Here is a 25,972-nt window from a genome sequence, read left to right as displayed (position 1 = left end):
CGCCGCGACGATAGCGCTTGCCAGCAATGGGTGACCGAATGACGACACGCGACCGGCTTGAAGCGATCCTTGGGCGGCTTGCCGCCCGCGCCGGCGACGAGCGTGTTTTCATGAAGCTTTATGCCGAGGCCGCGCGCGCGGCTGCCGACGCCGCCGATGCGCGCGCCCGGGCAGGGCTGTCGCTCGGCCCGCTTGACGGCGCCATCGTCTCGATCAAGGACCTGCTCGACGTCGCCGGCGAGCCGACGTTGGCAGGTTCGCTGATGCGCCGGGATGCTGCGCCTGTGCAAGCGGACGCGCTGGTGGTCAGGCGCCTGCGCCGGGCAGGGGCGGTGATCATCGGCAAGACGGCGATGACCGAGTTCGCCTTCACCGCGCTCGGCATCAATCCGCATTACGGCACGCCGGGCAATGCCGCCGATCCGGCGCTGATCCCCGGCGGTTCGTCGTCGGGCGCCGGCGTTTCCGCCGCCGAAGGCTCCTCGGACATATCGATCGGCTCGGATACCGGCGGTTCGGTGCGCATTCCCGCCGCACTCAACGGCGTCGTCGGCTTCAAGCCGACGGCGCGGCGCATTCCGCTCGACGGCGCGTTCCCGCTGTCGCCGTCGCTCGATTCGCTCGGGCCGCTGGCAAGGACGGTCGGGGCCTGCATCGCTGCCGATACCGTCATGGCGGGCAAGGAGTTTTCCGCGCTTGCACCGCTGTCGCTGTCGGGCCTGCGCATCGGCGTGCCGCGCGGGCGGCTGATGGAGCATTGCGACGGCACCGTTTCCGCCGCCTTCGAGCTGTCGCTCAAGCGGCTTGCCGCAGCCGGCGCACGGGTCGAGGACCTTGCCATTGACGACCTGCTGCTGGCCCTGCGCGAGTCGACGCGCACGGCCTCGATCGCCGCCATCGAGGGCGCCGAGATCCATGCCGACTGGCTGTCGGTGGGCGCCAAGGTCGCTGTCGACCAGCATGTCAGCGGCGGGCTCGGCCGAGCGCTGCAGGTGCCGGCGGTCGCCTACATCAGGACCATGCGCCGCCGCGCCGAACTGGTGGCCGCCATGGACGCACGGCTGTCCGTCGTCGACCTCATGGTACTGCCAACCACGCCTGTCGTCGCCCAGCCGATCGCCGAGATGCTGGCCGACGAGCGCCATGGCGACCGGATCGAGGGACTCCTGCTGCGCAACACGCAGGTCGCCAACCAGTTCGACCTCTGCGCCCTGTCGCTGCCGATGCCGGGCACTGCCCTGCCATCCGGCCTGATGCTGGTCGGCCGCAACGGCCACGACGGTCGCGTGCTTTCTGCCGGGCTGGCAGTCGAGACTTTGCTGAACAGCTAGGCGATGACCATGCCGATCACCGACGACGGCATTTTCATCCGCTGGCGCGCCGGGGACCAGTGAAACGGCCTGCCGCTGGCTCTTGCGGAGCCGACCCGAATAGTGGTCATCTTGGCGCTGCACCAGTGCGTGCCGGAATCGGACGAGGAGTTTTGAGAGATGCCGTCGACAATGAAGGGACCAGCGATCTTCCTCGCCCAGTTCGCCGGCGATGCTGCGCCGTTCAATTCACTGAAATCGATTACATCGTGGGCCGGCGGGCTCGGCTACAAGGGCGTGCAGATCCCGACGCCGGATAGCAGGCTGTTCGATCTCGAAAAGGCGGCGACGTCGAAAACCTATTGCGACGAGATCAAGGGCGTCTGCGCCGAGGCCGGCGTCGAGATCACCGAACTGTCGACCCATCTCCAGGGGCAGCTGGTGGCGGTGCACCCCGCCTATGACGCGCAGTTCGACGGATTTGCGCCGGCGGCCTTGCACGGCAAACCGAAGGAGCGGCAGCAGTGGGCGGTCGAGCAGATGAAGCTTGGTGCCAAGGCTTCGCAGAATCTCGGCCTCAAGGCCTGCGTTTCGTTCACCGGCGCGCTTGCCTTTCCCTATCTTTATCCGTGGCCGCAGCGGCCGGCGGGCCTGATCGAGGAGGCGTTTTCCGAGCTGGGCAAGCGCTGGACGCCGATCCTCGACGCCTATGACGAGGCCGGCGTCGACCTTTGCTTCGAGCTGCATCCGGGCGAGGATACCTTCGACGGCGCCACCTTCGAGATGTTCCTCGACGCGGTCGGCGGCCACAAGCGCTGCAACATCAACTACGATCCGTCGCATTTCCTGCTGCAGCAGCTCGACTATCTCGCCTTCATCGACATCTACCACGAGCGCATCAAGGCATTTCACGTCAAGGACGCCGAGTTCAACCCGACGGGGCGCCAGGGCGTCTATTCCGGCTACCAGGGCTGGCTCGGCCGTGCCGGCCGCTTCCGCTCGCTCGGCGACGGCCAGGTGGATTTCTCCGGCATCTTCTCGAAGCTCGCCCAATATGGCTACGACAGCTGGGCGGTGCTCGAATGGGAATGCTGCCTCAAGCATCCCGAGGACGGTGCCGCCGAAGGCGCGCCTTTCATCGAAAGCCACATCATCCGGGTGACCGACAAGGCCTTCGACGATTTTGCCGGTGGAACGAGCGATCGGGCGATGCTGCGGGCGATGATGGGGATCGAGTAGGACGTACGTCCCGCGGCCACCTTCTCCCTGTCGGGGAGAAGTGGCAAGTGCGCCGCTTCAGACCTCCTCTCCCTCGGGGGAGGTCGGCCGAGCGAAGCGGAGGCCGGGTGAGGGGCAACATATCAAGGGGAGAACACGACATGGTCGGTGCATCGAAATCCGGGAATGGCAGCGGCCCGATCCGCTACGGCATGGTCGGCGGTGGGCAGGGCGCCTTCATCGGCGGCGTGCACCGCATCGCCGCGCGCATGGACGGTGATTTCCAGCTCGTGGCGGGCGCGCTGTCGTCCAACCCCGAGCGGGCCAAGGCTTCGGCTGCCGAAATCGGGCTCGATCCCGAGCGCAGCTACACCTCGTACGCCGAGATGGCCAAGGCCGAGGCTAGCCGTCCGGACGGCATCGAGGCGGTGGCCATCGTCACGCCCAATAACATCCATTTCCCTGCCGCCAAGGCGTTCCTCGAAGCCGGCATCCACGTCATCTGCGACAAGCCGCTGACCGCGACGCTCGCCGAGGCGAAGAAGCTGGCTGCACTCGTCGAGAAGACCGGCAAGGTCTTCGTGCTCACCCACAACTACACCGGCTATCCGATGATCCGGCAGGCGCGCGAGATGGTCGCCAAGGGCCAGCTCGGCGACATCCGCGTCGTCCAGGCCGAATATCCGCAGGACTGGCTGACCGAGGATCTTGCCGCAACCGGCCAGAAGCAGGCGTCGTGGCGCGGCGATCCAAAACAGTCGGGCGCAGGCGGTGCCACCGGCGACATCGGCACCCACGCCTACAATCTCGCCCGCTTCGTCAGCGGCCTCGAGCTGGACTCGCTCTCCGCCGATCTCGACGCCTTCGTGCCCGGCCGGCTGCTCGACGACAACGTCAACGTCATGCTGCGCTTCAAGGGCGGCGCCAAGGGCATGATCTGGGCCAGCCAGGTGGCGCCGGGCCACGAGAACGGGCTCAAGCTGCGCGTCTACGGCTCCAGGGGCGGCATCGAATGGGTGCAGGCCGACCCGAATTATCTCTGGTACACGCCCTTCGGCCAGCCCAAGCAGCTGATCACCCGCGGCGGCGTCGGCGCAGGCCCTGCTGCGGCACGGGTGACGCGCGTGCCGTCAGGCCATCCCGAAGGCTATCTCGAAGGTTTTGCCAACATCTACCAGGAGGCGGCTCGGGCCATACGCGCGGCGCGCAAGAAGGGCGGCAAGCCTGCCCGGGACGTGATCTACCCGACCGTGCAGGACGGCGTCGAAGGCGTCGCCTTCATCGAAGCCTGCGTGCGCTCGTCGAAGAAGAACGCCGCCTGGACGAAGCTGTGAGGGGATGCGGGCGAGGGTAGCTCGACAGCATTCCTTTCAGTGTCGACCGTCTGGATTGGTCTGCCGTTGCGGGCCCAAGAGCTTGGCCATCAGCGCTGCTGCTTGTCAGCTAGCGCTACGTCTGGTTACCTTCGCTTGATGCCCTAATCAGGAGAGTGCAATGCTTAGATCTTGGTTTCTGCCGCTAGGACTTGCTGTTGGCCTGCTCGCTTCACCGGTGGCGCTTCCTCCAGAGGCAATTGCCCAATCCAGTGTCAACATCGACATCAGCATTGGGACCAATCTCAACAGAGGCCGCGGGATATCCTGCAACCAGGGTGAAAGGCTGCTGCGCAATCGCGGTTTCCGAGATGTGCGCCGTGTCGACTGCCGCGGCCGGTTCTTTGTCTACCGGGCATGGCGCGGCAACACTCGCTTCGAGATCGCTATTCGACAACGCGATGGTCGCGTGGTCGATGTGCGTCGAATTGGTCGAAGATAAGCAGGGCTACGATCACCTCGACAGGTGTCGACAGCGGTGGGAGGAGGATGCGCGCCTCAACGGGAGGGGCGAATGGCGCGTGTTAGACGGTTCTTCACCAACCTGTTTGTCAACTTGTTGATAGCGATGGCTGTAGTCATCTCGATCATCGCAGTCCCGCTTTCCGTGGTGGCTTTTTTGTCTACCGCTGCAACGGCGAATAGCGACCCGAACGAGCAGTATGAGGCGGTCATCATGTTCGTCTTGATGATGGGCGTGATCGGGGTCGTCGTCGCGGCGTGGGCAGTTTTGAGAAATCGACAAAAATCCATTCAATAGTAATTGTTACGAACAATCTCGACTATAGACTAGCTTCCAAATACTCAGGCCGGCTGGACCGCTCGCTTCCCACCCCAGTTTGGGCAATTCCGATGTCAGATCGTTGGACAACAATGTTAAGCAGCGCGAGCCATCACAAGCGGCTTGTCTGTGAACTATACGTAGACAACCAGTTTGTTCTCCTCGTCTCAAACGAAGACGGGGAGCTTGAGGTAGAGATTGCGCCGACGGCTGCCTTTTCGCTCCCCCTTAACCAATTCGAGCGCGCGATTCAAACCTGCGTGGAGCGATTGCGAGACGCATGAAGATGCGACGGTAACGTGCGGGTCGATGCGCGCGCCAGGGGGGTAAGAACCGAGATGGGCCTGTTTTCGACTATTTTTCGCCCCCTGAAGCTGGCCTTCACAGGGACGCTTGTCCACCAGATGGACACACCAATCTCAAGTGGGCTGACCTTGTCGCTGCGTCTGAAGCGCGATGGGCATGGGAAACACTATGTAGTGCTCGCTGGCTTCGCAGGAGGCGAGTATCAATACTACACGCTCGAATTGGCAGAATTCGCACAATTTGCCAGTTCAGTTGACGCTATCGAAGCGTCGATTGCAGCCAACGTCCTTCCGCCGTCCTGATCTCGGCTGAGATTGGCCGGGGATCACCCGCTCGGCCGGGAATTCGTCTGCTCAACCATCTCAAGTGTAGGGCTCACCAAAAGGAGCCCCCCTATGCCCAAACCGTTTCGCTCTCTAGTTCTCAATTTCATCGCCGCTCTTGTATTAGCGGCGGCGGACTTCATTCTAAGGCGGCCTGGGCTTGTAGCTCAGGCCCAGCTTGCACCACGAGGAACAAATGAATGCCGCGACTGACCAACACAGCGCCCAACCGCGTGCTTCAGGTCGATACGCAAGTGGTCAACGAAGAGCCGCTACTGGCCCTGCTCAATCTTGAAACCGACGACGGGGCAGTCGAGCTTGCCATCAACCGCTCAGTGGCCGAACTGATGGTCGACCAGTTGATGACCTTGCTGGGGTATGACGAAGACGAAGAGTGACCAGGCCGGCGGGAAAGCGCGTGAACCTTGCCGCCCACACCGATTGCTCGGCCGAGCCAGACGCTACATGGCTCACTTACGGGTGGTCGTGTCCGTCCTGATGCCGCCCATATCGAGGCGAAAGACTACGATAAGATCGGCAAGGAAGAGTCAGAACTCGCAATCGAACTTGCCAAAGAACTACTCAAAGCCGTCTACCAGTACACTTCATTCGTACAAAGGACCACTGCTCTCAATAAGGCAAAGCCCACTTAGCATCATTCCCCGGCGACGAAGCGCTGATGCTTGCCAGTTAGCGCCACGTCTGATTACCTTGGGTTGTTTTCAGTAGGGGATTTCTGGTTGTTGCGTGCATTGAACTACCCGCTACTTCTTGTTCACGCTGCAGCTTGGGTGCTGCTTGCTGTTCTCGCTGCCCAAAACACTGGTCCCTATACGTTCGCCAGTTGTTGGCCCGTTATTCCGACCTACTTTCCACCAGTTACCCTTGCCTACCTGGCGGCGGCGGCTTACTCGATTTGCATATTGACGGTTTCGGTTTTCACAGCGCGCTTTCGTAACACAATACACCTCAAGATCGCCGCTCACCTATTCATAGTCGTGGTGGGCATTGTAGCGTGCTATCAGGCTGCTCGCGCTGCTGCTGCTGGTCCGGTCAGTTGCCTCTGACCAACGCGACGAACGGACTGGACCGCTCGCTCTCCACCCCGGATGACAACATGCGAATAAAGTTGGCTGTAACTGTTGCGATTGGAGTGTTCACCCCCGCCGTCGCAGCATCATGGGCAACTCCCCCTTCAGGGCAGAGCGGCGAATGGACGGTCAAAGGCATCTGCAAAAGGCTGGTTGTTGCCAACGAGAACTTGCTGTCGGATTGTACTGGTGAGGTAACGCGAACTAGGACGTCCGACGGCGTCGTGACGCTTCAATTCTCGACCGGGAGAGGAAAGCTAATCTTCCGTGCAAGGGAAAGCACCGCACGGCTTTGGCAGGGGTACCGATCGGTTCTTGAAGTTTACGAGATGGCTTTCGAGGCTCCCGGGCAGGGAGCGATCGCCGCATACGGCAGTTGCGAATATGGTGCCCCTTATGTCGGACAGGCCACTATCAACTGTCGTGGCGGCAACGGCAGCTTTAAGACATGGGCCGCCACCGTTAAGACGGACGGGCCGTTGCCTGTCCCTGACAGCGAATACATAGCTCCTCGAATCAACAGTGTTCACGACTGATGGGCTGGGATGCGGTGGTTACCGCAATCGCGCTCAGCCGTTCCCTTGGTTATGAGCCAAGCGAGCTACCGGGCTGCTCCACCCTGACAAAAGAATCGTCGCGAAACTACTCCAGTTGGGTGATACAAAAGTGATCTCTTAGAGATAATCTCCCGATCACATCAAACTAGCGGGGGAACAGATGAAGACGTGGCACGTGATAGTTCTATCTGCAGCGATGGTAGTCGGAGGGCTCCTCGCATCACAGGAAACAGCGCAGACAGCAACCGGTGACTGGGGAATGGCGACTGGTCCTGCTGCTTTCCTCTACAACACATCGACGCGGCAAGTCTTCATCTGCGAGTACCGCTCTGGGTTGCAACCGTCTTGCCAAGAGATCAAGAGATAATGAGCTTCTTGTAGGGGGGCTAGGAGACACCCCGCCCGATCACTCGGGTGCCCTTTGATCCAGAAGTTCAGGGAGGTGCCGGGGTTTGGCATCTGCGGCGCGCCCAGCATATTAAGGATGCATTCGAATGGGGTATCGCCGGGCTACCACCTTCTTCTGTCGCTCTATTGATGCCTCATTCGGTGTACCACGCTTGCACCTAGAACCCGACCTATTGCTCGCGAGACATGTTTGATTTCCTGCCCCGTTAATGTTGGGGTGCCGCTCGATAAGCTCAGATGAGAAACGCTGCTGCTTGTCAGCCAGCGCCGCGTCTGGTTACTTGTCCAGATACACGAGGGGCGTGGGCATGAAGGCGGTACTACTCTCCTCACTTGTGATGCTTGCTGTCGCAAGCTCTGCGGCCGTCGCACAGTCGGTGATCCCGAAAGGATGGTTCCTGCACGACGACCTGTCGCCCACACTGACGCTCGCCTATTACGATCCAGCGTCCGGTGATGTCGACGTGTCGCTGAACTGCACCGCCGGATATTCGGATGTTGTCGTCGCGTTCTACCCGAAGTCCGGCGACATGAGCGAAGGGCGAAGCGCCAAGCTCGAACTGCGCAACGGCGACGCAACCCATTCCATCGATGCCACCGGCAAGACCTACAACGGCCGCTATGTCTTCGACGGGTTGACGACCATGGAACCGGCACTGGGAAAGCTGCTCGTCGGCGGGTTCACGATGCTTGTCGGCGGCGAGGAAATGGGCACCTACACGCCGAACGAGAACGACGGTGCGCATGTGCGCAAACTGGCCGAAGCCTGCACCGGCTGACCGCCGTCGCAGTCCCTCGTGTGAACAGTCTGAATTCCGATTGCCTTGCGGCGCGGGCCGGTGCCACTGCAGGTTGCCCTTCCAACGGGGTGTCGGCTGCGCTGAGCCCCACACGTGCCATCGGCCGTCAGCCTGACATGTGGCTCTGCGATCTTTTCCACATCGCCAACTATCGTATACATTTTGTACGACACTCATCTTCCACATCGTACACAATATATGCATACATAGCCCCGCGACAGATCGAGGTGACGTTGGCACCGGGGGAAGAATGGTGCCGGCGGCCTGCGATCGCCAATCGAGGGAGGGAAGCATGAAACGTAAATTCCTGGCGCTGTGCGCCGCAACCGCCGCACTGATGGTCGGTGCCACCGCCGCGCAATCGGCCACGCTCGACACTGTCAAGGCGCGCGGCAAGCTGATCTGCGGCGTATCGCTCAGCACTCCTGGCTTCGCCGCCGCAGACGACAAGGGCCGCATGCAGGGTTTTGACGCCGACATCTGCCGCTCGATCGCGGCTGCCGTGTTTGGCGATCCCGACAAGGTCGACTTCGTCCTGACCAATATCAACACGCGCTTCCAGGCGCTGCAGTCGGGCGAGATCGACGTGCTGTCGCGCCAGACGACGGCGACTTTTTCGCGAGAGACGTCGCTCGGCATCGATTTTGGCCCGACCGTGTTCTATGACGGCCAGGGCCTGCTGGTGCCCAAGTCGCTCGGCGTAGCTTCCGCCAAGGAACTGACCGACGCCGCGATCTGCACCCTGCCGGGCACCACCACCTCGCAGAACCTGACCGACTTCTTCCGCACCATCGGCGGCAAGTTCGAGCTGGTCGTTTTCGAGAGCCCCGACGAGAACCGCGCCGCCTTCTACTCCGGCCGCTGCGAGGCGATCTCGTCCGACCGTTCCGACCTTGCGTCGATCCGCGCTGTCGCCAACAACCCCGACGACTACGTGCTGTTACCGGAAACCATCTCCAAGGAGCCGCTGGCGCCCGCCGTGCGGCAGAACGATTCCAACTGGCGCGACATCGTTTCGTGGTCGGTGTGGATGCTGATGGCGGCCGAGGAGAAGGGTATCACCCAGGCCAATGTCGACGAGATGCTGAAGAGCGAGGACCCCGAGGTCCAGCGCATGCTGGGCGGTGCCGACGAGCTCGGCAAGATGCTCGGCCTCGACAACAAGTGGGGCTACAACGTCATCAAGAGCGTCGGCAACTACGCCGAGGTCTTCGACCGCAATCTCGGCGAAAAGACCAAGCTCGGCATGACGCGCGGGCCCAATACGCAGTGGAATGCCGGAGGCCTGCTCTACGCGCCGCCGGTCCGCTAAGAATTGCAAGGTCCGCGCCGTTACCCGGCGCGGACCTTCTTCCCTGTTCACACGACATCGGCGCGCTCATGCTGTTTTTGAACGACACGCGGTTTCGCGCGGCCTTCTACCAATTCGTCGCCATTTCAGCGGTGCTGCTCGCCGCCTGGGTGATGTACCGCACCGCGAGTGCGAACCTCGCCAGGCAGGACATCGCCACCGGCTTTGGCTTCCTGTCCAGGCAGGCCGGCATCGCCATCAGCGAGACCTCGATCGCCTACGGTCCGACCGACACGGTTGCCCGCGCGATCCTCGTCGGGCTGATCAACACCATCAAGGTGTCGTTCCTCGCAGCACTCTTCGGCACCATCATCGGCGTTTTCGTCGGCATCGGCCGACTGTCGGCCAATCCCCTGCTCAGCCGGCTGATGCTTGCCTATGTCGAGGTGCTGCGCAACGTTCCGCTGCTGCTCTACCTGTTCCTGTGGTACTTCCTGATCATCCTGGTGTTTCCCCCCGTCCGCCAGGCCATCCAGCTGTTTCCCGGCTTCTTTTTGTCCAACAGCGGCCTGGCTGTGCCATCGCTCGAATGGCACAGCGGTTTTGAACTCGTGCTTTCCGCACTTGGTCTCGGCATCGCCGCAGCACTCGTCGTGCGCAGTGTTGCCCGGCGCCGGCGCATCGCCAGCGGCCAGGCAAATGCCGGCTGGATCGTCGCGCTCATCCTGCTCATCTTGCCGGTGCTTGCTGTCTGGGCCAGCGGCCAGGTCTCGCTGTCGTGGAGTGCGCCGGAGGCCGGCCGCTTCCGCCTCACCGGCGGCTTGCAGATCCGCCCGGAGTTCGTGGCGTTGCTGGTCGGGCTGATGCTAAACCTGTCGGCCAGCGTCGCCGAGATCGTCCGCGCCGGCATCCAGGCCGTCAGCAAGGGTCAATGGGAAGCTGCCCAGGCGCTCGGCCTGCCGCGCTCGCGCACGCTCAGGCTGGTGGTGCTGCCGCAGGCACTCAGGGTGATCGTCCCGCCTTTGACCAACACCTATCTCTCCGTGTTCAAGAACAGCTCGCTCGCCATCGCCATCGGCTATCCCGACTTGGTGATGGTTTCGAACACCATCATGAACCAGACCGGCCAGGCGATGGAGACCATCGCCATCTTCATGGGCATCTATCTCGGCCTGTCGGTGCTGATTTCGCTGTTCATGAACTGGTACAATGCGCGTGTCGCGCTGAAGACGCGCTGACATGACCGACACCCAAGCACTTTCCGCACCGATCGCAAATGTCGCCCGCCCGGCGCGGCACTCGCAGTGGCGCACCGCCTATTTCGGCACGCCGGGCAATGCGCTGGTCACGCTGGTCTGCGGCGGCGTCATCCTGCTCCTGGCCAAGTTCGCGCTCGGCTGGCTGTTCCTCAATGCCGTCTTCGACGGCGGCGCCGATGCCTGCAAGCAAAGCTCCGGCGCCTGCTGGCCGTTCCTCGCCGACAAGCTGCGCTACATGTTGTTCGGCTTCTACCCGTTCGAGGAGCAGTGGCGCCCGCTCGTCGCGCTCAGCCTGTTCCTCGGCAGTTGCGGTTTGTCGATGATCCCGCGTGTCTGGGGCAGGGGGCTGTTGCTGGCTTGGGCAATCGGCATCCTGCCGCTGCTCTACGTCCTGATGGCCGGTGGGGTCTTCGGCCTGACAGCGGTGCCGACGTCGAAATGGGGCGGCCTGCCGCTGTCGTTCATGCTGTCCTTCGTCGGACTGGCCTTCGCCCTGCCGCTCGGCATCGGCCTCGCCTTGGCGCGCGCCTCGCACCTGCCGGCGATACGCGTGCTCGGCGTCGGCTTCATCGAGCTCGTGCGCGGCGTGCCGCTGATCAGCATCCTGTTCATGGCGGCCGTCATGCTGCCGCTGTTCATGCCGGACGGCGTCACCATCGACAAGCTGTTGCGCGCGCAGGTGGCGATCATCCTGTTTGCCGCGGCCTACATCGCCGAGATCGTACGCGGCGGCCTGCAGGACGTGCCATCGGGACAGTTCGAGGCCGGCCGCGCGCTTGGGCTGCATTACTGGCAGGTCATGTTCAAGATCGTGCTGCCGCAGGCGCTGAAGAAGGTCATCCCGGCGCTGGTCGGGCTGTTCATCGCGTTTTTCCAGGACACGACGCTGGTGACCATCATCGGCCTGCTCGACTTCCTCGACACAGTCCGCACGGCCCTGCGCGACCCCGACTGGCAAGGCATCGCCGTGCTCGAAGGTTATGTCTTCGCGGCCGCCATCTACTTCCTGTTCAGCGCGCTGATGGGGGCCTACAGCCGTTTCCTTGAGCGGCACTTCAACACGTCGTATCGGTAACTTGCCGACCGGCAGCTCGATCTCGACGCGTTCGCGACTGCCGCCGATTTCGAGCTCGACGCGGCGCGCCGGCGCCGCGGTAGGCTGCCGGCCCCCTAGCATGTCAGCCGAGACGGATTGCGGGTCGAGTGCGAAGAGATGTCGACGTCGACGCGCCGGCGGCGCAAGCCTACCTGGCAAACGACCCGATGACGAGTGCGCCCATCACCAACGCTGTGCCGATTGTCGCTAGGATGGTGAGTGTTTGAAGAACCCCGATGGTGGCACCTGCTGCTATCACTGCAGCCGAGGCTGTAGCGGCGATGAACGCCAACACAGGCCTTTTTCGGACGACTTCGATCATGGGGCTCGATCCTTTCTTCTTTCCCCGCAATCTAACCGCTCGCATGTGAAATGCCATATCGCGCACCTGCGACATGAGGACTGGTTGCGGGATTTGAACCTGCAACCTCCAGCCTATGAGGCAGGCGAGCTACTCGTCTGGGATATCGGCAGTCAATGTAGCTGGCGGCCAGACTTCGCGCACCAAGCACGGAACCGTTTCGGTCCATACCGGTTGTTACACATCAACTCAGGAGGTATCGAGATGATTTTCCGAAACACACTTGCCGTCACCATCCTGCTCGCAGGAACCGCATTCGCGACTGCCCAGACTGTGATCGTGACCCCCGAACAGGAGATCGTAGTCCGGGAATATGTGAAAACCAATCCGGTGGTCGTCGAACGCCCGTCCAACTTTGAGCTGGTAATAGGAGCTATCGTTCCTGATATCCTCAAGCCGGGCGCACTTGCCGACAACAAGTATCAGTATGTCGTAATGGACGGCCGTACCGTTCTTATCGACCCGCAGACCCGCAAGGTCGTGCACATCATGGACTGACCGACGGGCGGCCGCCTTGATGCAGGATTCCTGTATCAGGGCGCCTTCTGCCAGGCCGCGTTTCCGCCGCTAGGCATGGCCCATAATCGGCCCAAGACGGGCCCTTTTGCAGCCGTCCGCAGCGCCCTTTCTCGAAGCCGATCGCATTCTTGTGGGAACGAGGTCTGCGCCTCGCGTTGCGAAGGCAACATAAAAGGAGGTCGTATGCTGCGTCTCTTTGCACTGCTGTTTTTCGGATATTGCACCTACCGCATCGGCCGCGAGTTCATCGAAAGCGTGCCGGACAGTTTCGATCTCGTAGAGCCCCTGCCGCTGCTGCCTTCTCCGGAGCGACAGAGACATGACGCCCATCTGGCGAGGAGAGACCGGCGGCTCAAAAAGCGCGCCGCAGGCGCTTAGACAGTTCGGCAGAAATTTCTCAACAGCGCCGGCCAATTGGCGAACCGGAGAGACCCGATGACCGACAAGCAAGAGTTTGAAGCAAAATTCTGGAAATCAATCCGCGCGGACATGACCGTCATGGTGGGCATCGCCGGAGTTGACCCGCGCCCCATGACGGCGCAGTTCGATGGCGAGCGCAAGACCATCTACTTCTTTACTGCCAAGGATACCGAGATTGCCGAAAAGCTGACGGGCGCGAAGAAGGCAACCCTCGTCTACGCCGCCAAGAAACATGACCTGTTTGCAACCATCCATGGGACGATCAGGATCGACAACGACCGCAATACGATCGACCGGCTGTGGAACCGCTTCGTGGCAGCCTGGTTCGAGAAGGGCAAGGATGACCCCAAGCTCTGTCTGCTACGCTTCGACCCGGCTGACGCCCAGATTTGGCTTGACGCCTCAAGCCTTGTCGCCGGCGTCAAGATGTTCCTCGGCCTGGGCGACCCCAAGCAGGACTATGCGGATAGCGTAGCAAAAGTCAGCCTCAAGTAACGCGAAGGACCCGCTCAAGCCGCTGGTTCCACAGGAGCCCCGGGGACGGCGTTGCGGGCCTCGTCTCACAGAGGTCGCCGAGACAGGGGCCATACGCCTGCGCAGCTACTCCACCGCCTTCGGAAACACCTTCCAGCGCTTCGGCCGGAACGCGACCCGGCTTTTCTGGGCGGCGGGGTGGCCGACGGGCAGCTCTATCTCGACGCGTTCGCGGCCGCCGCCGATCTCCAGTTCGACCCGACGGGTGCCGGCAACGCGCCGGCTCGCCGCCACCGTGCCGGCAATGCAGCCATTGCATTCGTCGAGCAGCTCGATGTCGTGCGGGCGGAAGTAGAGCGTCGCCTCGCCATCGGTAAGTTCGGGTGCGGCAAGCCCGATCGGCCGGTCGGCGATCCAGACCTGGCCGTCCTCGATCTTGACCGGCAGCGAGCTCGACTCGCCGATGAAGCCGTAGACGAAGGGCGAATTCGGCGTGTCGTAGACCTCGTCGGCGGTGCCGATCTGTTCGATGCGGCCCTGGCTCATCACTACTACCCGGTCGGCGAGTTCGAGCGCCTCTTCCTGATCGTGGGTGACGAAGATCGTGGTGTGGCCGGTGGCGTCGTGGATCTCGCGCAGCCAGCGCCTGAGTTCGCGCCGCACCTGCGCGTCGAGCGCACCGAAGGGCTCGTCGAGCAGCAGTACGCGCGGCTCGATGGCCATGGCGCGGGCAAGCGCCACGCGCTGGCGCTGCCCGCCCGAAAGCTGTGCCGGGTAGCGCTTTTCCAGGCCTGAAAGCTGGACGAGGTCGAGCAGTTCGGAAGCGCGGCGGCGGATCTCCGCCCTGGTCGGCCGCTTGGCCGACGGCCGTACCTTGAGGCCGAAGCCGATGTTGTCGGCCACCGTCATGTGTCGGAACAGCGCGTAGTGCTGGAACACGAAGCCGACATTGCGCTCCTGGATGGTCCTGTTGGAGGCATCCTCGTCTCCGAAGAAAATCGTGCCGCGCGTCGGCCGTTCGAGCCCGGCGATCAGCCGCAGAAGTGTGGTCTTGCCCGAGCCCGAGGGCCCGAGCAGCGCGATCAGCTCGCCCGACTTGATGTCGAGCGAGACGTCGCGCAGCGCCGGAAACCGGTCGAATTCCTTGCGCACATTTGAAACGCGAACTTCCATCAGTCGACCTCTGTCAGTGTCCGCGCGTGGCGGCGATCTCGGCGCCGTAGCGGAGCTCGAGAAGGGTTTTGAGCACAAGCGTCACCAGGGCCAGGCCGGCGAGCACGGACGCGACGGCAAAGGCGCCGACGGCATTGTATTCGTTGTAAAGGATCTCGACATGCAGCGGCATGGTGTTGGTCATGCCCCTGATGTGGCCCGAGACCACCGACACGGCGCCGAACTCGCCCATGGCGCGCGCGTTGCACAGCAGCACGCCGTAGAGCAGGCCCCATTTGATGTTGGGCAGGGTGACATGCCAGAAGGTCTGCCAGCCATTGGCGCCGAGCGAAAGTGCCGCCTCCTCGTCGCCGGTGCCCTGTTCCTGCATCAGCGGGATCAGTTCGCGGGCGACGAAGGGGAAGGTGACGAAAACGGTCGCCAGCACGATGCCGGGCACGGCAAAAAGGATGACGATGCCGTGCATCTTGAGCCAGGGCCCAAGCAGGCTCGATGCGCCGAACAGCAAGACATAGACCAGGCCTGAAATGACCGGCGACACCGAAAACGGCAGGTCGATCAGGGTGGTCAGGAAAGCCTTGCCCTTGAACTCGAACTTGGCGATGGCCCATGCGGCGGCGACACCGAACACCAGGTTGAGCGGCACCGAGATGACCGCGACCAGTAGCGTCAGCTTGATCGCGGCGATGGTGTCGTGTTCGTTGATGGCTTCGAGGAACGCGCCGATGCCGCGCGAAAACGCCTGTTCGAACACCACCACCAGCGGCAGCAGCAGGAAGATGGCGAGGAAGGCGAAGGCGACGAACATCAGTCCGGCGCGCGCCAGCGGCCGCTCGGTCACCGCCAGCGAGGCGTGCTCGTGATAGGCGTCGGCGGGGTAAAGCTCTGGATCAGCCATAGCGCTTGCGGGTCCGCGACTGGATGAGGTTGATGATGAGCAGCATCAGGAACGACAGTGCCAGCATGATCGTGGCAATCGCGGTCGCGGCGGCATAGTCGTACTCCTCGAGCCGGATGACGATCAAAAGCGGCGCGATCTCGGAGATGTAGGGCAGGTTGCCGGCGATGAAGATGACCGAGCCGTATTCGCCGACGCCGCGCGCGAAGGCGAGCGCGAAGCCGGTGATGACGGCCGGCGCCAGCCCCGGGAACAGCACCCGGAAAATGGTCTGGAAGCGGTTGGCGCCGAGCGTGGCGGCAGCTTCCTCGACCTCCTTGTCGATCTCCTCGATGATCGGCTGCACCGTGCGCACGACAAAGGGCAGGCCGATGAAGATCAGCGCTATGATGATGCCGAGCGGCGTGTAGGCGACCTTGATGCCGAGCGGGGCCAGCAGGCTGCCCATCCAGCCTTTCGGCGAATACAGCGTCGTCAGCGCGATGCCCGCCACCGCCGTCGGCAGCGCGAAGGGCAGATCGACCATCGCGTCGATGACGCGGCGGCCGGGAAAGCGGTAGCGCACCAGCACCCAGGCGACGATGGTGCCGAAGACGACATTGACGGCGGCGGCGATGAAGGCCGTGCCGAAGCTGATTTCAAGCGCCTTGACGGTGCGGCGGTCGGTGGCGATAGCCCAGAAATCGGTCCAGCCGAGCGAGGCCGAACGCCAGACGAGGCCTGAAAGCGGGATCAGGATGATGAGCGTGAGGTAGGCAAGCGAGAAGCCGAGCGTCAATCCGAAACCCGGAATGACGCTCGGCTGTCTGAACCGCCACCCCGCCTTGGCGGGAGCTGATGTCATGTCGTCCTGGTCTTCGCCTTACTGGGCCGGCTTGTAGATCTGGTCGAATATACCACCATCACCGAAGTGATAGGGCTGCGCCTTTGCCCAGCCGCCGAAAATCGGATCGTCGATGGAGACAAGCTTCAGTTCGGCCTGCTTCTGCAGGTCGGCGGCAGGCACCAGTTCGGGCTTGGACGGCCGGTAGTGGTGCTTGGCGGCGATGGTCTGGCCTTCCGCCGAATAGAGGTAGTTCAAATAGGCCTCGGCGGCCTTGCGGCTGCCCTTGGCGTCGACATTGGCGTCGACCACGGCCACCGGGGGCTCGGCCAGGATCGATTGCGGCGGGAAGACGATGTCGAACTTCTCGGCGCCGAACTCGTCGAGCGCCAGATAGGCCTCGTTTTCCCAGGCCAGCAGCACGTCGCCCTGTTCGCGCTCGGCGAACGTCACGGTCGAGCCGCGGGCGCCGGTGTCGAGGATCGGCACATGGGCGTAGAGGTTGGAGACGAATTCCTTGATCTTGGCTTCATCGCCGCCGAACTGGCCGTTGGCCCAGGCCCAGGCGGCGAGGTAGTTCCAGCGTGCGCCGCCCGAGGTCTTAGGGTTCGGCGTGATCACCTGGACGCCGTCCTTGACCAAGTCGCCCCAGTCGTTGATGCCCTTGGGGTTGCCCTTGCGGACCAGGAAGATGATGGTCGAGGTGTAGGGCGAGGCGTTGTTGGGCAGCTTCGAGCGCCAGTCCGGATTGATCTTCTTCGATTTCTCGACGATCGCGGTGATGTCGCTTTCCAGCGCCAGCGTGACCACGTCGGCGTCGAGCCCGTCGATCACGGCGCGCGCCTGCTTGCCGGAGCCGCCATGCGACTGCTGGATCGTCACGGTCTCGCCGCTCTCCGCCTTCCAGTGCTTGGCGAAGGCCTCGTTGTACTCCTTGTAGAGCTCGCGGGTCGGGTCATAGGAGACGTTGAGGAGCGTGGTATCGGCATGGGCAAAGCCCAGACCGCCGAGTTGAACCGCGCCGGCCAGCAGCGCCGAGAGAAGTACCGTTCTGCGTGAAGTGGTCATTTCCGCCTCCGTTCGAATATGGTTCTACTCTATCGAACTGGTAGAAATTAGATGCGGCGAATGTTCCGAATTTCGCGCCGCATGGGCAAATTTCATGCGAGCTGCCGGGCCGTCGGAAATTTTTTTGCTCGCTCAAAAAGTCCTGACCGGCCCGGGCGATATGAACGTTCGCCACAAGCGATGACAGCTAGGGGAGTTGGCGGGGGAGGCAAGGGCAGTCAGGCCTTGGCGATTTGCCCCGACCAAAATCTTTCAACCTCGATCCATTGCGCTGCGCTGCGCGGGCCCAGCCACTGCTTCAGTTGATCCGGCGATGTGGTCTTATGGAGGTTCCGGTTTTGGAGGTCTTCCAGCAGCCCGATCGTTGTCGCCTCCCGTACGAGCTCATCGCCGTCGGCGAGCCAACGTTCCACGACTGCGAATATATGCTGAAGTTCACGGACCTGGCCGCCCTCCAGCTTGCCAATCACGTGTCGCGCCAAATCTCCCAGGGCCAGGTAAAGTGGCAGTTCGGTTTGGTCGCGCCATTTGTCTGCAAACGCGTCCCAAACCGGCTGGAATGTCGGGTCGACCTCCATAAGCACGTCGAACATGTCCAGCCGAGAGATCAAATCATCTACTCCACAAACACCCGCACGCTCGCCGCACGGCCCGCCGCGTCGATCACTGTCAGCGTTGAATAGCCCGTACCGTCGGGTTGCCATGTTGCCTCGCGGCGACGCGCCAGGGCCGCCAGCGGCTTGCCGTTGGCGAGCCAGCGGAACGGCGCGCGGCCGCCCTGCAGCTTGAGCACCAGCGGCGATGCGGCGTCCGTCGCAGCGCCCAGCTCGACGCGGGCGCCGTCGGGCGGAAAGACGATCTGCGGCGCCGGTTCGGTAATCGCTGCCGCAACTGTCGGCAGCTCGCTTGAGGTGGAGAAACGTTCGAGCGTCACCGGCAGGTCGGCGCGGGCGGTGCGCAGCGTTCCCGCCGGCGGGCGCGGCAGTGGCATCGCCGGCAGGCCGGAACGGGCAAAGCCCTCGAACAGGATGGGTGCTGCCGAAACATATCCCGACAGGCCGGGCACGGCACCGGCATCCGGCCGTCCCGCCCAGACGCCGAGCACGTAGCGGCCGTCATAGCCGATCGACCAGGCGTCGCGGTAGCCATAGGAGGTGCCGGTCTTGTAGGCGATGGCGCGCTTGGCGGCTCCCTCCGGCGGCCTCACGCCGGAAAGAATGTCGCCGATCTGCCAGGCCGCCTGTTCCTCGAGCACCGTTCCGTTGGCGAGCGGAGGGGGCGTGGCCGTCTCCGATCCATCGCGCAGAATCTTGGCGCGGCCGCCATTGGCGAGCCCGGTGTAAAGCTGGACGAGGTCGCGCAGCGTCACGCCGACGCCGCCGAGGCCGATGGCCAGGCCAGGCACTTCGTTGGGCGGCAATTGCGGAGTGATGCCGGCCTGGCGGAAGCGCGCAGTCAGCCGCTGCGGCCCGACCGCGTCGAGCAGGCGGATCGTCGGCACGTTGAGCGACAGCTGCAGTGCCTGTCGCACCGAAACGTCGCCCTGGTAGCTCATGTCGAAATTCTTGGGCCGGTAGCCGGCGAAATCGGCGGGCCGGTCCTCGATCAGCGTCTCCTGCGCCACCAGTCCCTGTTCGAAGGCGAGGCCATAGATGAACGGCTTCAGCGTCGAGCCGGGCGAGCGCACGGTGCGGGTCATGTCGATCCAGCCCGAACGTGAGGCGTCGAGGAAGCTGGCCGAGCCGACCTCGCCGAGGATTTCGCCGGTCATGGCGTCGGCCATCACCATGGCCACCGAGATGCGTGGCCCGAGCCGGGCGGCCGCCTCGCGTGCGACGGCCTCGAGCCCTTCCTGGACGCTTCTGCGCAAGGTCAGCTGGTGCCGGTCGGTGCCAGGCTGGTTGCGCAAGGCGGTATCGGCGGCATGCGGGGCCAGTGCCGGCAGCGCCAGCCGCGTGGCGGTCACGTCGTCGAGGGCGGCGCGTGCGGCCTCGCTTTCGCCGAGCAGGCCCGCCGTCACCATGCGGCCGAGCACACGGTCGCGCGCGGCCTGCGCGTTGTCGGGGTTGCGGTCGGGGCGGCGGCGCTCGGGCAGTTGCGGCAGGGCGACCAGAAGGGCTGCTTCCGAAACCGTGAGCCGCTTCGGTTCCTTGCCGAAATAGGCGAGGGCGGCTGCACGCACGCCCTCAAGGTTGCCGCCATAGGGTGCGAGCGTCAGGTAACGCTCGAGGATCTGCTTTTTCGATAGCCGCCGCTCGATCTGCATGGCGCGGGCGAGTTGCTTCAGCTTCGAGGCAAGGCTGCGTTGCTCGCGCGGCTCGATCAGCCGCGCCAGTTGCATCGACAGCGTCGAGCCGCCGGAGACGATGCGGCCGTTGGTGACGAATTGCTGGGCTGCGCGCCCCAGCGCCAGCAGGTCGACGCCTTCATGATCCCAGAATCGCTTGTCCTCATAGGCAACCAGCATCTTGACCAACTGCGGATCGACCTGGTCGAGGCCGACGCCCAGCCGCCAATGGCCCGACGGCGTCGCATAGGCGCGCAAAAGCTGGCCGTCGCGGTCGAGCACTTCGGCCGAGACGGTGAGCTTTTCGGGCAATGGAGGCGGGAACGCACGGTCGAGCGCGAACAGGCCGCCGACGGCGAGGGCGGCAAGGCTAGCGAGGGTGGCGCCGGAGAGCAGCAGTCTTCGCAGTGTTTTTCCCGTCGGGCGCATAGCTGCCCCTTATCCCCTGCCGGACCTTCTCCCCGTAAGCACGGGGAGAAGGAGGGCGGCCGCAGCGCCGACGCCTCCCTCTCCCTGTTCTTCACGGGGAGAGGGTAAGGGTGAGGGGCGGCGCTTCGGGCGACCGTTTTCGCGAGACATGGGCATCCGAAGGCGGATCACTCCACCTTCACCTCCATCATGCCGGTGGCCGTACGCGCCGAATATTGCGGGCGATACATGTCCTCGACATTGGCCGCCGGGTGGGCATAGACGCCCGGCGTCACTGCGCGCACGACATAGGCAAGCGTGAATTCCTGGTCGGCACCTTCGCCGCTTTCCATGGCGGCGACAAAGCGGTCGTTGCGGAATTCGAGATGTGCGGCCTGCGTCTGCTCCAGCCACGAGAAATTCGAAAGGTTGGCGCTGTTGACCAGGCCCGGATTGTCGATCTCGAAGCCTGCCGGCAGCATGTCGGCCACCACCACGCGCGACGGCCAGTCGTTGAGCTCGCTGACCTTGAGCACGACGACGAAGCGCTCGTTCTGCTGGACCTCCGTCACATTGGCTTCGCTGCCGTCGAGCCGGTAGTAGGTGCGGCTGATCGTAAAGCCGTCGCCGCCGGCGGGCAGGGGCTGTGCCGGGGCGGCGACCGTCGTCACCACCGCCTGCAGCGGGTCCTTGCCGGTATTGGCGATGGTGATCGGATTGACCAGCAGGTCGGCGCCGTCGACGCGTTCGGAATAGGCGCCGTTGTGGGCGGCACCGTTGACGTCGAGCGAGATCGCGTCATTGCCGGCCTTCAGCGCCCTCGCTGCCAGCAGCATCCAGGCGTCGTCCTGGGTGCTGGTCCACTTGGCCGCGGCGCGGTCGGCCGCCACCATCTTGACCAGCGCCGGGATCACCGAGGGTACCGGCTTGCTTTCGGCGGCGAGCGCCAGCATGGCGGCGCCGTCGCGCAGGCGCGAGCCATAGTCCGAGCGGTACCAGTTGTGCTCGGTTGTTGCTTTGGCGAGCTGGATTGCGGACTGGAAGGTCTGCTCGGAGCGCTGGCCGTCGCCATAGAGTGCCAGGCTGGCGCCGAGCTGGGCCACCGCCATCGGACTGGTGAAGGCTTCGAGCTTGGTGTCGGCGAAGTAGCGCAGGTCGCCGACCGAGGCCTTCTTGTTGCGTGCCAGCACGTAGAGCGCGTAGGCGATCTCCGAGCCGCGGTCCTCGACATCGACGTCGTAGCCGATCGAGTTCTGCAGGTTGTTGAGCGCCTGCATCATCGCTCCCTGGGGCACGTCGAAGTTCTTCTCGCGCGCCCGGGTCAGGAAGTCGGTAACATAGGCGTCGAGCCAGAGGTCGCCGGAACCGGGCGACCACAGGCCGAAGCTGCCCGACGAGGACTGGTAATTGAGAACACGGTAGATCGCGCCCTGGATGCGCTCGCGCAGTTCCGGGTCGTCAGCCATGCCGGCCTCGGCGCTGAGCTCGCTGACATAGAGCAGGGGCAGTGCCCGGCTCGTCGTCTGTTCGGCGCAGCCATAAGGATAGCGGTCAAGCGTCATCAGCAGCGACGGCACGTCGAAGGCCGATGCCTGCGATACGCCGACGCTGACATGGGCGTCGTCGAGCAGGCTTGCGGCCAGCAGCTCCCTGTCGATGCGCAGCGAGGCGTTGGGCGAAAGGTCGACCACCATGCGCGTGGTCACCGGCAACTGGCCGGGCCGCACGGGGAAGGAAAGCTCCTGTTCGACCGTCAGCCCCTCCGTATTGGCGAGCCGGATCGTCAGGCCGGCAGTGCCTGCCGTCACCGGCATCAGCGGGATCTTCACCGTCTGGCGCTTGCCCGGCTCCAGCGTCACCTTCTCGGGCAGGGCGGCACTGCCGGTGGACAGGTCGCCCGTCGTCTCGACGGTGAGCGCATACTCGCCGGCCGGCGCATCGGTGTTGGCGATGTCCAGCGTCATCTCGGCGAAGTCGCCCGGCGCCATGAAGCGCGGCATGCCGGCCGTCAGCACGATCGGATCGCGCACGATCACGTCGCCGGTGGCGTGGCCGACCGCGTTCTTCGTCCACGCCACGCTCATCACGCGCACCGTGCCGTTGAACTGCGGGATGTCGAAGTCGACGGTCGCCTTGCCGTCGGCATCGAGCTCGACGATGCCGGAGAAGAAGGCGACCAGCTTTTCCTTGGGCGGGCTACCCTGCGAGGTCAGGGCCGCGCCGTCACCACCGGTGCGCAGCTTGCCCATGGCGCCGAGCGAACCGTCGATCAGCCGGCCATAGAGGTCGCGCAGTTCGAGCCCCAGCATGCGCTGGCCGAAATACCAGTTCTCGGGGTCAGGGGCCTTGTAGTTGGTCAGGTTGAGAATGCCGACGTCGACGGCGGCGACCGTGACATAGGCCTTGTCGCCCGCCGCAGCCCCCGTCACCGCAACCGGGATCGACAGCGTCTTGCGCGGCTCGGTCTTTTCGGGAAGCGTCAGCGCAACGGCGAGTTTCTTGTCGGCGGGATCGACCGAAAGCCATTTCAGGCCGATGGCACGGGCCGGCATGCGCGATTCCTGCGCCTCGCCCGGACGGTAGAGCGTGGCCGTCACATAGGCACCGGCGCCCCAGTCCTCGCCTACGGGAATGTCGACGGTAGCACCGCCCTCGGGGATGCTCGCGGCAATGGTCTTCAGCAGCTTTTCGGCGCCGACGGTGACCAGGAGCTCGCCGGCAAAGCGCGGCGATACCTGGAGCTTGGCAACCTCGCCGGCGGCGTATTTGTCCTTGTCGAGCGCGACTTCGAGGCCATCGGGCGTCTCGGTCGAGGTCGCCGAGACATACCAGCCGGCATCGAACTCGTAGCTGGTCGCTGGGCCGGCCGGATCTGATGTCTCGACCTCGAGGCGGTAGCGGCCCCAGTCGACGGGCAGCGACACCGTAGCCTCGCCGTCGGCGGTGAGGTCGACCTGGCCTGTCGCGACCGACTTGGTGAAGGTCACCGGCTCGTAGTTCCACGAACTGCCCGAACGGTACCACTGGTAGTTACGCTCGACCTTGACCAGCGACCACTGCGCGCCGGCGAGTGCCGCGCGCTGGCCGCCGGGTTCGGCGGCGATCAGGCTGAACTTGGCGGTGCCGCCCTGCGGCACTTCCTCGCCCGAGAAGTCGGGGCGGATGCCGATCATCGTCGCCTGCGGGCGGATGCCGATGTCGAGCTTTTCCTCGACGGCACGGCCGCCGGTCTCGCGCATGCGCACCGTGAGCGCCGCGTTGACCAGTCGGGTCGTCGACGGCAACTGGTCGATGCTGACCGGGAACGTCGCCTTGCCGTCGTCGCCGACGACGGGCAGGTCGGTCAGCGGAATGCGGGTGGCTTCGCCTTCCTGCTCGTCGGCAAGGCCGAAATAGAAGCCCTTGAAGGCGTCCCACTGGCGCTTGGTCGACAGCGTCACTTCGCCTTCGAGCGCCAGGCCCGCAGCCGGCGCGCCATAGAGGAAGCGGCCGTCGATCGTGGCCTCGGCGGTTTCACCTGCGGCGATCTCGCTGCGATCGGCGGTCAGCGTGAACTCGATGCGGTCGGGCACGAAGTCTTCGACCAGGAACATCTGGCTCGAAACAGCCGGCTGCTTGGGGTCGGTGTGGATGGCGAGCGTCCAGGTGCCGCGCATGGCGGCGGAGGACAACGCAAGGTCGACGGCGTGGCCGCCCGACTTGCCGCCCTGGCTGACGATGCGCCGGTCCTCGACGCCGTCGGGACGGGTGAAGATGAAGGTCAGCGGCAAATTGTCGACGCCCTTGGCGGCATCGTCGCGCGCCAAAGCCGCCGCATGCACCGTCTCGCCGACGCGGTATATGCCACGTTCGGTCCAGGCGTAGACGTCGAGCGCGCCGGGTGCGGCGCGGCCGGTGACGCCGCGGTCGGACAGGTCGAAGCCGGCGCGCGTCATGTCGAGGAAGACGAAGTCGGCGTCACCCTGCTTGGCCATCAGCACCGCCGGTGCCATGCCGCCATTGCCGCGGGTGAGGCCCGGATTGAAGGTGGCGCGGCCCTCGGCGTCGGTCTTGGCGGTGCCGAGAATCTCGTTGTTGCGGGCAAGCAGCGTCAGTTCGGCGTCGGCGATCGGCTTGGCCGAGCCGAGCGAGCGGGCGAACACGTTGAGCCCGTCCTGGCCGGTATAAGTCGACAGGCCGATGTCGGAAACGACGAACCATTGGGTCGCCTTGGACGCCCAGGAGTCGCTCTTGTCGTCGATCGGCTGGGCGGTCAGCACATAGACGCCGGGCTTGCGCTCGGGCAGCGCCTCGTCGACCGGGAAGGAGGTCGTCACTTCCTTGTTGAGTTCGTTGACGATCGCCAGTTGTCCTTCCCAGACCGGCTCGCCCATCTGGTCGGAGATGCTGGACAGGTCATAACCGTCGAGCTGGCGCAGGAACTGGTAGCCGGACAGCAACTGCGCCAGCGAGCGGTCGCCGACGCGGTAGAGCTTCATGTCGGCCGCTTCCATGTTGACCGAGACGACCGGGATGCCGCGGCGGGCGGAGGCGGGCAGCACGAAGCTGTCGCCGGTGAAGCGGGCCGACTGGGCCCGGTCCTGGACGTAGACGGACAGCACGACGGGTGCTTCGAGCACTTCGCCGATCGCCGCCGGCAGGCCGGAGCGGAAGCTGACGCGATAATGCTTGCCGTGCTCGAGGCCCTCGACGCAGATCTGCTTGTCCTTGGCCTCGATGCCCTTGGGGGCAGCGTCGTCGATGGTGACGAAGGGCGCGTAGTCGACGCCCGTCTTGACCAGCGCCTCGGAAAACTGGGCGCAGACGCGCGGCGAGGTGGTGTCGGCATCGATCGTGTGCTCGACGACGCGGAAGCCTTTCCGCGCTTTCAGGTCCTCGTATGCGGCGCGCACGGATGCCGAATTGTCGAGCGCGAGGCTCGCCTCATAGGCCTGCAGCGACGGGCGGAACATGTCGCGGCGGTCCAGCCCCTGCGCCAGCAGCGACAGGTTTTCGGCGCGGCTTTTTGCGGTGCGCGACAACAGATATGCGTTGTAGGCCGCCGACGTCGCGTCGCGCTGCAGCGCGGCGGTCTCGTCGCCATTGGCCGGCTGGACGCCGATCACGGCACGGGCGAGGCGGGTCCAGATGGCGACGTCGTCCGGCAGGATGGCGGCAGCTGTGCGGAATTTCTGCATCGCGGTGCGCGGATCGCCCTGCAGCAGGGCGTTATCGCCGGCGGCGGAGAGCGCGGCGAGCCCTTCCTCGCCGATGGCCACCGAGCCATCGGTCAATGCGTTGCGATACTGGCGGGCCTCGTCGGCCATCGAAGCCGGGAAGAAGGACAGTTCGGCCGGTGCGCCGATGTCGGGATCGCCATTGACCGGAACGACCTTGCCCCCGATGGCGCCGGTGAACGGCTTGACGACGGCGAAGTCGGACTTGAGGAAGCACCATTTCGCCTTGGTGTTGTAGGTGAAGGCGCGGCACGACGAATCACCGAGGCACGACGTCTCGCACTGGTCGAGCGTCACGTTCTGCTCGGACCTGAGGTCGAAGCCGAAATAATCGCTGTTTTCAGTGGTCACGATGCGCCGCGGCTCGGCCGCCAGCGCTCCGAATGTCCAGGCCAGAAAGAGCAGAACGAAAACCGGAAAAGCACGCGCCGCACGCATCGTCATATCCCTCCAACACCCTCGTCGTCGCTTCACGCGACATGTTCAGGCTTGCCGCCGCACAGTCAATACGG

General features: G+C 64.1%; 22 protein-coding genes. 14 read left to right on the top strand and 8 right to left on the bottom strand.

Annotation, left to right across the window (positions count from 1 at the left end; translation table 11 throughout):
* The first annotated feature begins 38 nt into the window (after positions 1-38).
* From WHT83_RS20320 to WHT83_RS20270, 11 genes are all read left to right on the top strand, one after another.
* Positions 39-1,331, top strand: a complete 1,293-nt coding sequence (locus WHT83_RS20320) for an amidase (protein ID WP_406872216.1) — start codon at positions 39-41, stop codon at positions 1,329-1,331.
* Between the two features lie 159 nt (positions 1,332-1,490).
* Positions 1,491-2,549 (top strand): sugar phosphate isomerase/epimerase family protein, encoded by a 1,059-nt coding sequence (locus WHT83_RS20315; protein WP_406872215.1) that lies wholly within the window; start codon positions 1,491-1,493, stop codon positions 2,547-2,549.
* 140 nt (positions 2,550-2,689) lie between these two features.
* Complete coding sequence (locus WHT83_RS20310) at positions 2,690-3,862, top strand: Gfo/Idh/MocA family protein (protein ID WP_406872214.1); 1,173 nt, start codon at positions 2,690-2,692, stop codon at positions 3,860-3,862.
* A gap of 160 nt (positions 3,863-4,022) precedes the next feature.
* Complete coding sequence (locus WHT83_RS20305; RefSeq protein WP_183260240.1) at positions 4,023-4,343, top strand: hypothetical protein; 321 nt, start codon at positions 4,023-4,025, stop codon at positions 4,341-4,343.
* A 72-nt stretch (positions 4,344-4,415) separates the two neighbouring features.
* Entirely contained in the window at positions 4,416-4,661 is a 246-nt protein-coding gene (locus WHT83_RS20300) for a hypothetical protein (RefSeq protein ID WP_406872213.1), read from the top strand.
* A 359-nt stretch (positions 4,662-5,020) separates the two neighbouring features.
* Positions 5,021-5,290, top strand: a complete 270-nt coding sequence (locus WHT83_RS20295; protein WP_183260244.1) for a hypothetical protein — start codon at positions 5,021-5,023, stop codon at positions 5,288-5,290.
* A gap of 221 nt (positions 5,291-5,511) precedes the next feature.
* Positions 5,512-5,709, top strand: coding sequence for a hypothetical protein (locus WHT83_RS20290; protein ID WP_183260246.1), 198 nt, complete (start codon positions 5,512-5,514; stop codon positions 5,707-5,709).
* A 1,966-nt stretch (positions 5,710-7,675) separates the two neighbouring features.
* The gene (locus WHT83_RS20285) at positions 7,676-8,146 is read left to right on the top strand and encodes a hypothetical protein (RefSeq protein WP_406872212.1); all 471 of its coding nucleotides are present in this window, start codon (positions 7,676-7,678) and stop codon (positions 8,144-8,146) included.
* A gap of 313 nt (positions 8,147-8,459) precedes the next feature.
* Entirely contained in the window at positions 8,460-9,479 is a 1,020-nt protein-coding gene (locus WHT83_RS20280) for an amino acid ABC transporter substrate-binding protein (RefSeq protein ID WP_108607557.1), read from the top strand.
* A gap of 68 nt (positions 9,480-9,547) precedes the next feature.
* Positions 9,548-10,696 carry an amino acid ABC transporter permease gene (locus WHT83_RS20275; RefSeq protein ID WP_183260255.1) on the top strand — a complete coding sequence of 383 codons (1,149 nt, stop codon included), beginning with the start codon at positions 9,548-9,550 and terminating at the stop codon, positions 10,694-10,696.
* A 1-nt stretch (position 10,697) separates the two neighbouring features.
* On the top strand, positions 10,698-11,792 hold the full coding sequence (locus WHT83_RS20270) for an amino acid ABC transporter permease (protein WP_406872211.1): 1,095 nt from the start codon (positions 10,698-10,700) through the stop codon (positions 11,790-11,792).
* Positions 11,793-11,961: 169 nt separating this feature from the next.
* On the opposite strand, the gene WHT83_RS20265 is transcribed toward WHT83_RS20270, so the two are convergent.
* Positions 11,962-12,135: a hypothetical protein gene (locus tag WHT83_RS20265; protein WP_159091637.1), complete on the bottom strand. Its 174-nt coding sequence runs from the start codon at positions 12,133-12,135 to the stop codon at positions 11,962-11,964.
* Positions 12,136-12,378: 243 nt separating this feature from the next.
* Here WHT83_RS20265 and WHT83_RS20260 point away from each other — a divergent pair, with 243 nt between their 5' ends.
* The 3 genes from WHT83_RS20260 to WHT83_RS20250 all read left to right on the top strand — a co-directional run bounded on the left by WHT83_RS20260 (position 12,379) and on the right by WHT83_RS20250 (position 13,608).
* Positions 12,379-12,672, top strand: coding sequence for a DUF1236 domain-containing protein (locus tag WHT83_RS20260; RefSeq protein ID WP_108607561.1), 294 nt, complete (start codon positions 12,379-12,381; stop codon positions 12,670-12,672).
* A gap of 204 nt (positions 12,673-12,876) precedes the next feature.
* A complete protein-coding gene (locus tag WHT83_RS20255) occupies positions 12,877-13,071 on the top strand; it encodes a hypothetical protein (protein ID WP_108607562.1) in 195 nt (64 codons plus the stop codon).
* Between the two features lie 57 nt (positions 13,072-13,128).
* Positions 13,129-13,608 carry a pyridoxamine 5'-phosphate oxidase family protein gene (locus WHT83_RS20250; protein WP_108607563.1) on the top strand — a complete coding sequence of 160 codons (480 nt, stop codon included), beginning with the start codon at positions 13,129-13,131 and terminating at the stop codon, positions 13,606-13,608.
* Between the two features lie 105 nt (positions 13,609-13,713).
* On the opposite strand, the gene WHT83_RS20245 is transcribed toward WHT83_RS20250, so the two are convergent.
* From WHT83_RS20245 to WHT83_RS20215, 7 genes are all read right to left on the bottom strand, one after another.
* Entirely contained in the window at positions 13,714-14,760 is a 1,047-nt protein-coding gene (locus WHT83_RS20245; RefSeq protein ID WP_108607564.1) for a sulfate/molybdate ABC transporter ATP-binding protein, read from the bottom strand.
* A gap of 13 nt (positions 14,761-14,773) precedes the next feature.
* Positions 14,774-15,658, bottom strand: a complete 885-nt coding sequence (gene cysW, locus WHT83_RS20240; RefSeq protein WP_108607565.1) for a sulfate ABC transporter permease subunit CysW — start codon at positions 15,656-15,658, stop codon at positions 14,774-14,776.
* Entirely contained in the window at positions 15,651-16,502 is an 852-nt protein-coding gene (gene cysT / locus WHT83_RS20235; RefSeq protein WP_108607566.1) for a sulfate ABC transporter permease subunit CysT, read from the bottom strand. Before cysT ends, cysW begins: the two co-directional genes overlap by 8 nt.
* A gap of 18 nt (positions 16,503-16,520) precedes the next feature.
* Positions 16,521-17,549 (bottom strand): sulfate ABC transporter substrate-binding protein, encoded by a 1,029-nt coding sequence (locus WHT83_RS20230; RefSeq protein WP_406872210.1) that lies wholly within the window; start codon positions 17,547-17,549, stop codon positions 16,521-16,523.
* Positions 17,550-17,767: 218 nt separating this feature from the next.
* Positions 17,768-18,160, bottom strand: a complete 393-nt coding sequence (locus WHT83_RS20225) for a hypothetical protein (RefSeq protein ID WP_406872209.1) — start codon at positions 18,158-18,160, stop codon at positions 17,768-17,770.
* 5 nt (positions 18,161-18,165) lie between these two features.
* On the bottom strand, positions 18,166-20,265 hold the full coding sequence (pbpC, locus tag WHT83_RS20220; protein ID WP_406872208.1) for a penicillin-binding protein 1C: 2,100 nt from the start codon (positions 20,263-20,265) through the stop codon (positions 18,166-18,168).
* Positions 20,266-20,432: 167 nt separating this feature from the next.
* The gene (locus WHT83_RS20215) at positions 20,433-25,904 is read right to left on the bottom strand and encodes an MG2 domain-containing protein (protein WP_406872207.1); all 5,472 of its coding nucleotides are present in this window, start codon (positions 25,902-25,904) and stop codon (positions 20,433-20,435) included.
* Positions 25,905-25,972: the final 68 nt, after the last annotated feature.

Source organism: Aminobacter sp. P9b (assembly GCF_045345995.1).
Taxonomy (GTDB): domain Bacteria; phylum Pseudomonadota; class Alphaproteobacteria; order Rhizobiales; family Rhizobiaceae; genus Aminobacter; species Aminobacter niigataensis.
The sequence above is the reverse complement of the archived record's forward strand: the minus strand, read 5'-3'. Positions and strand labels throughout refer to the sequence as shown.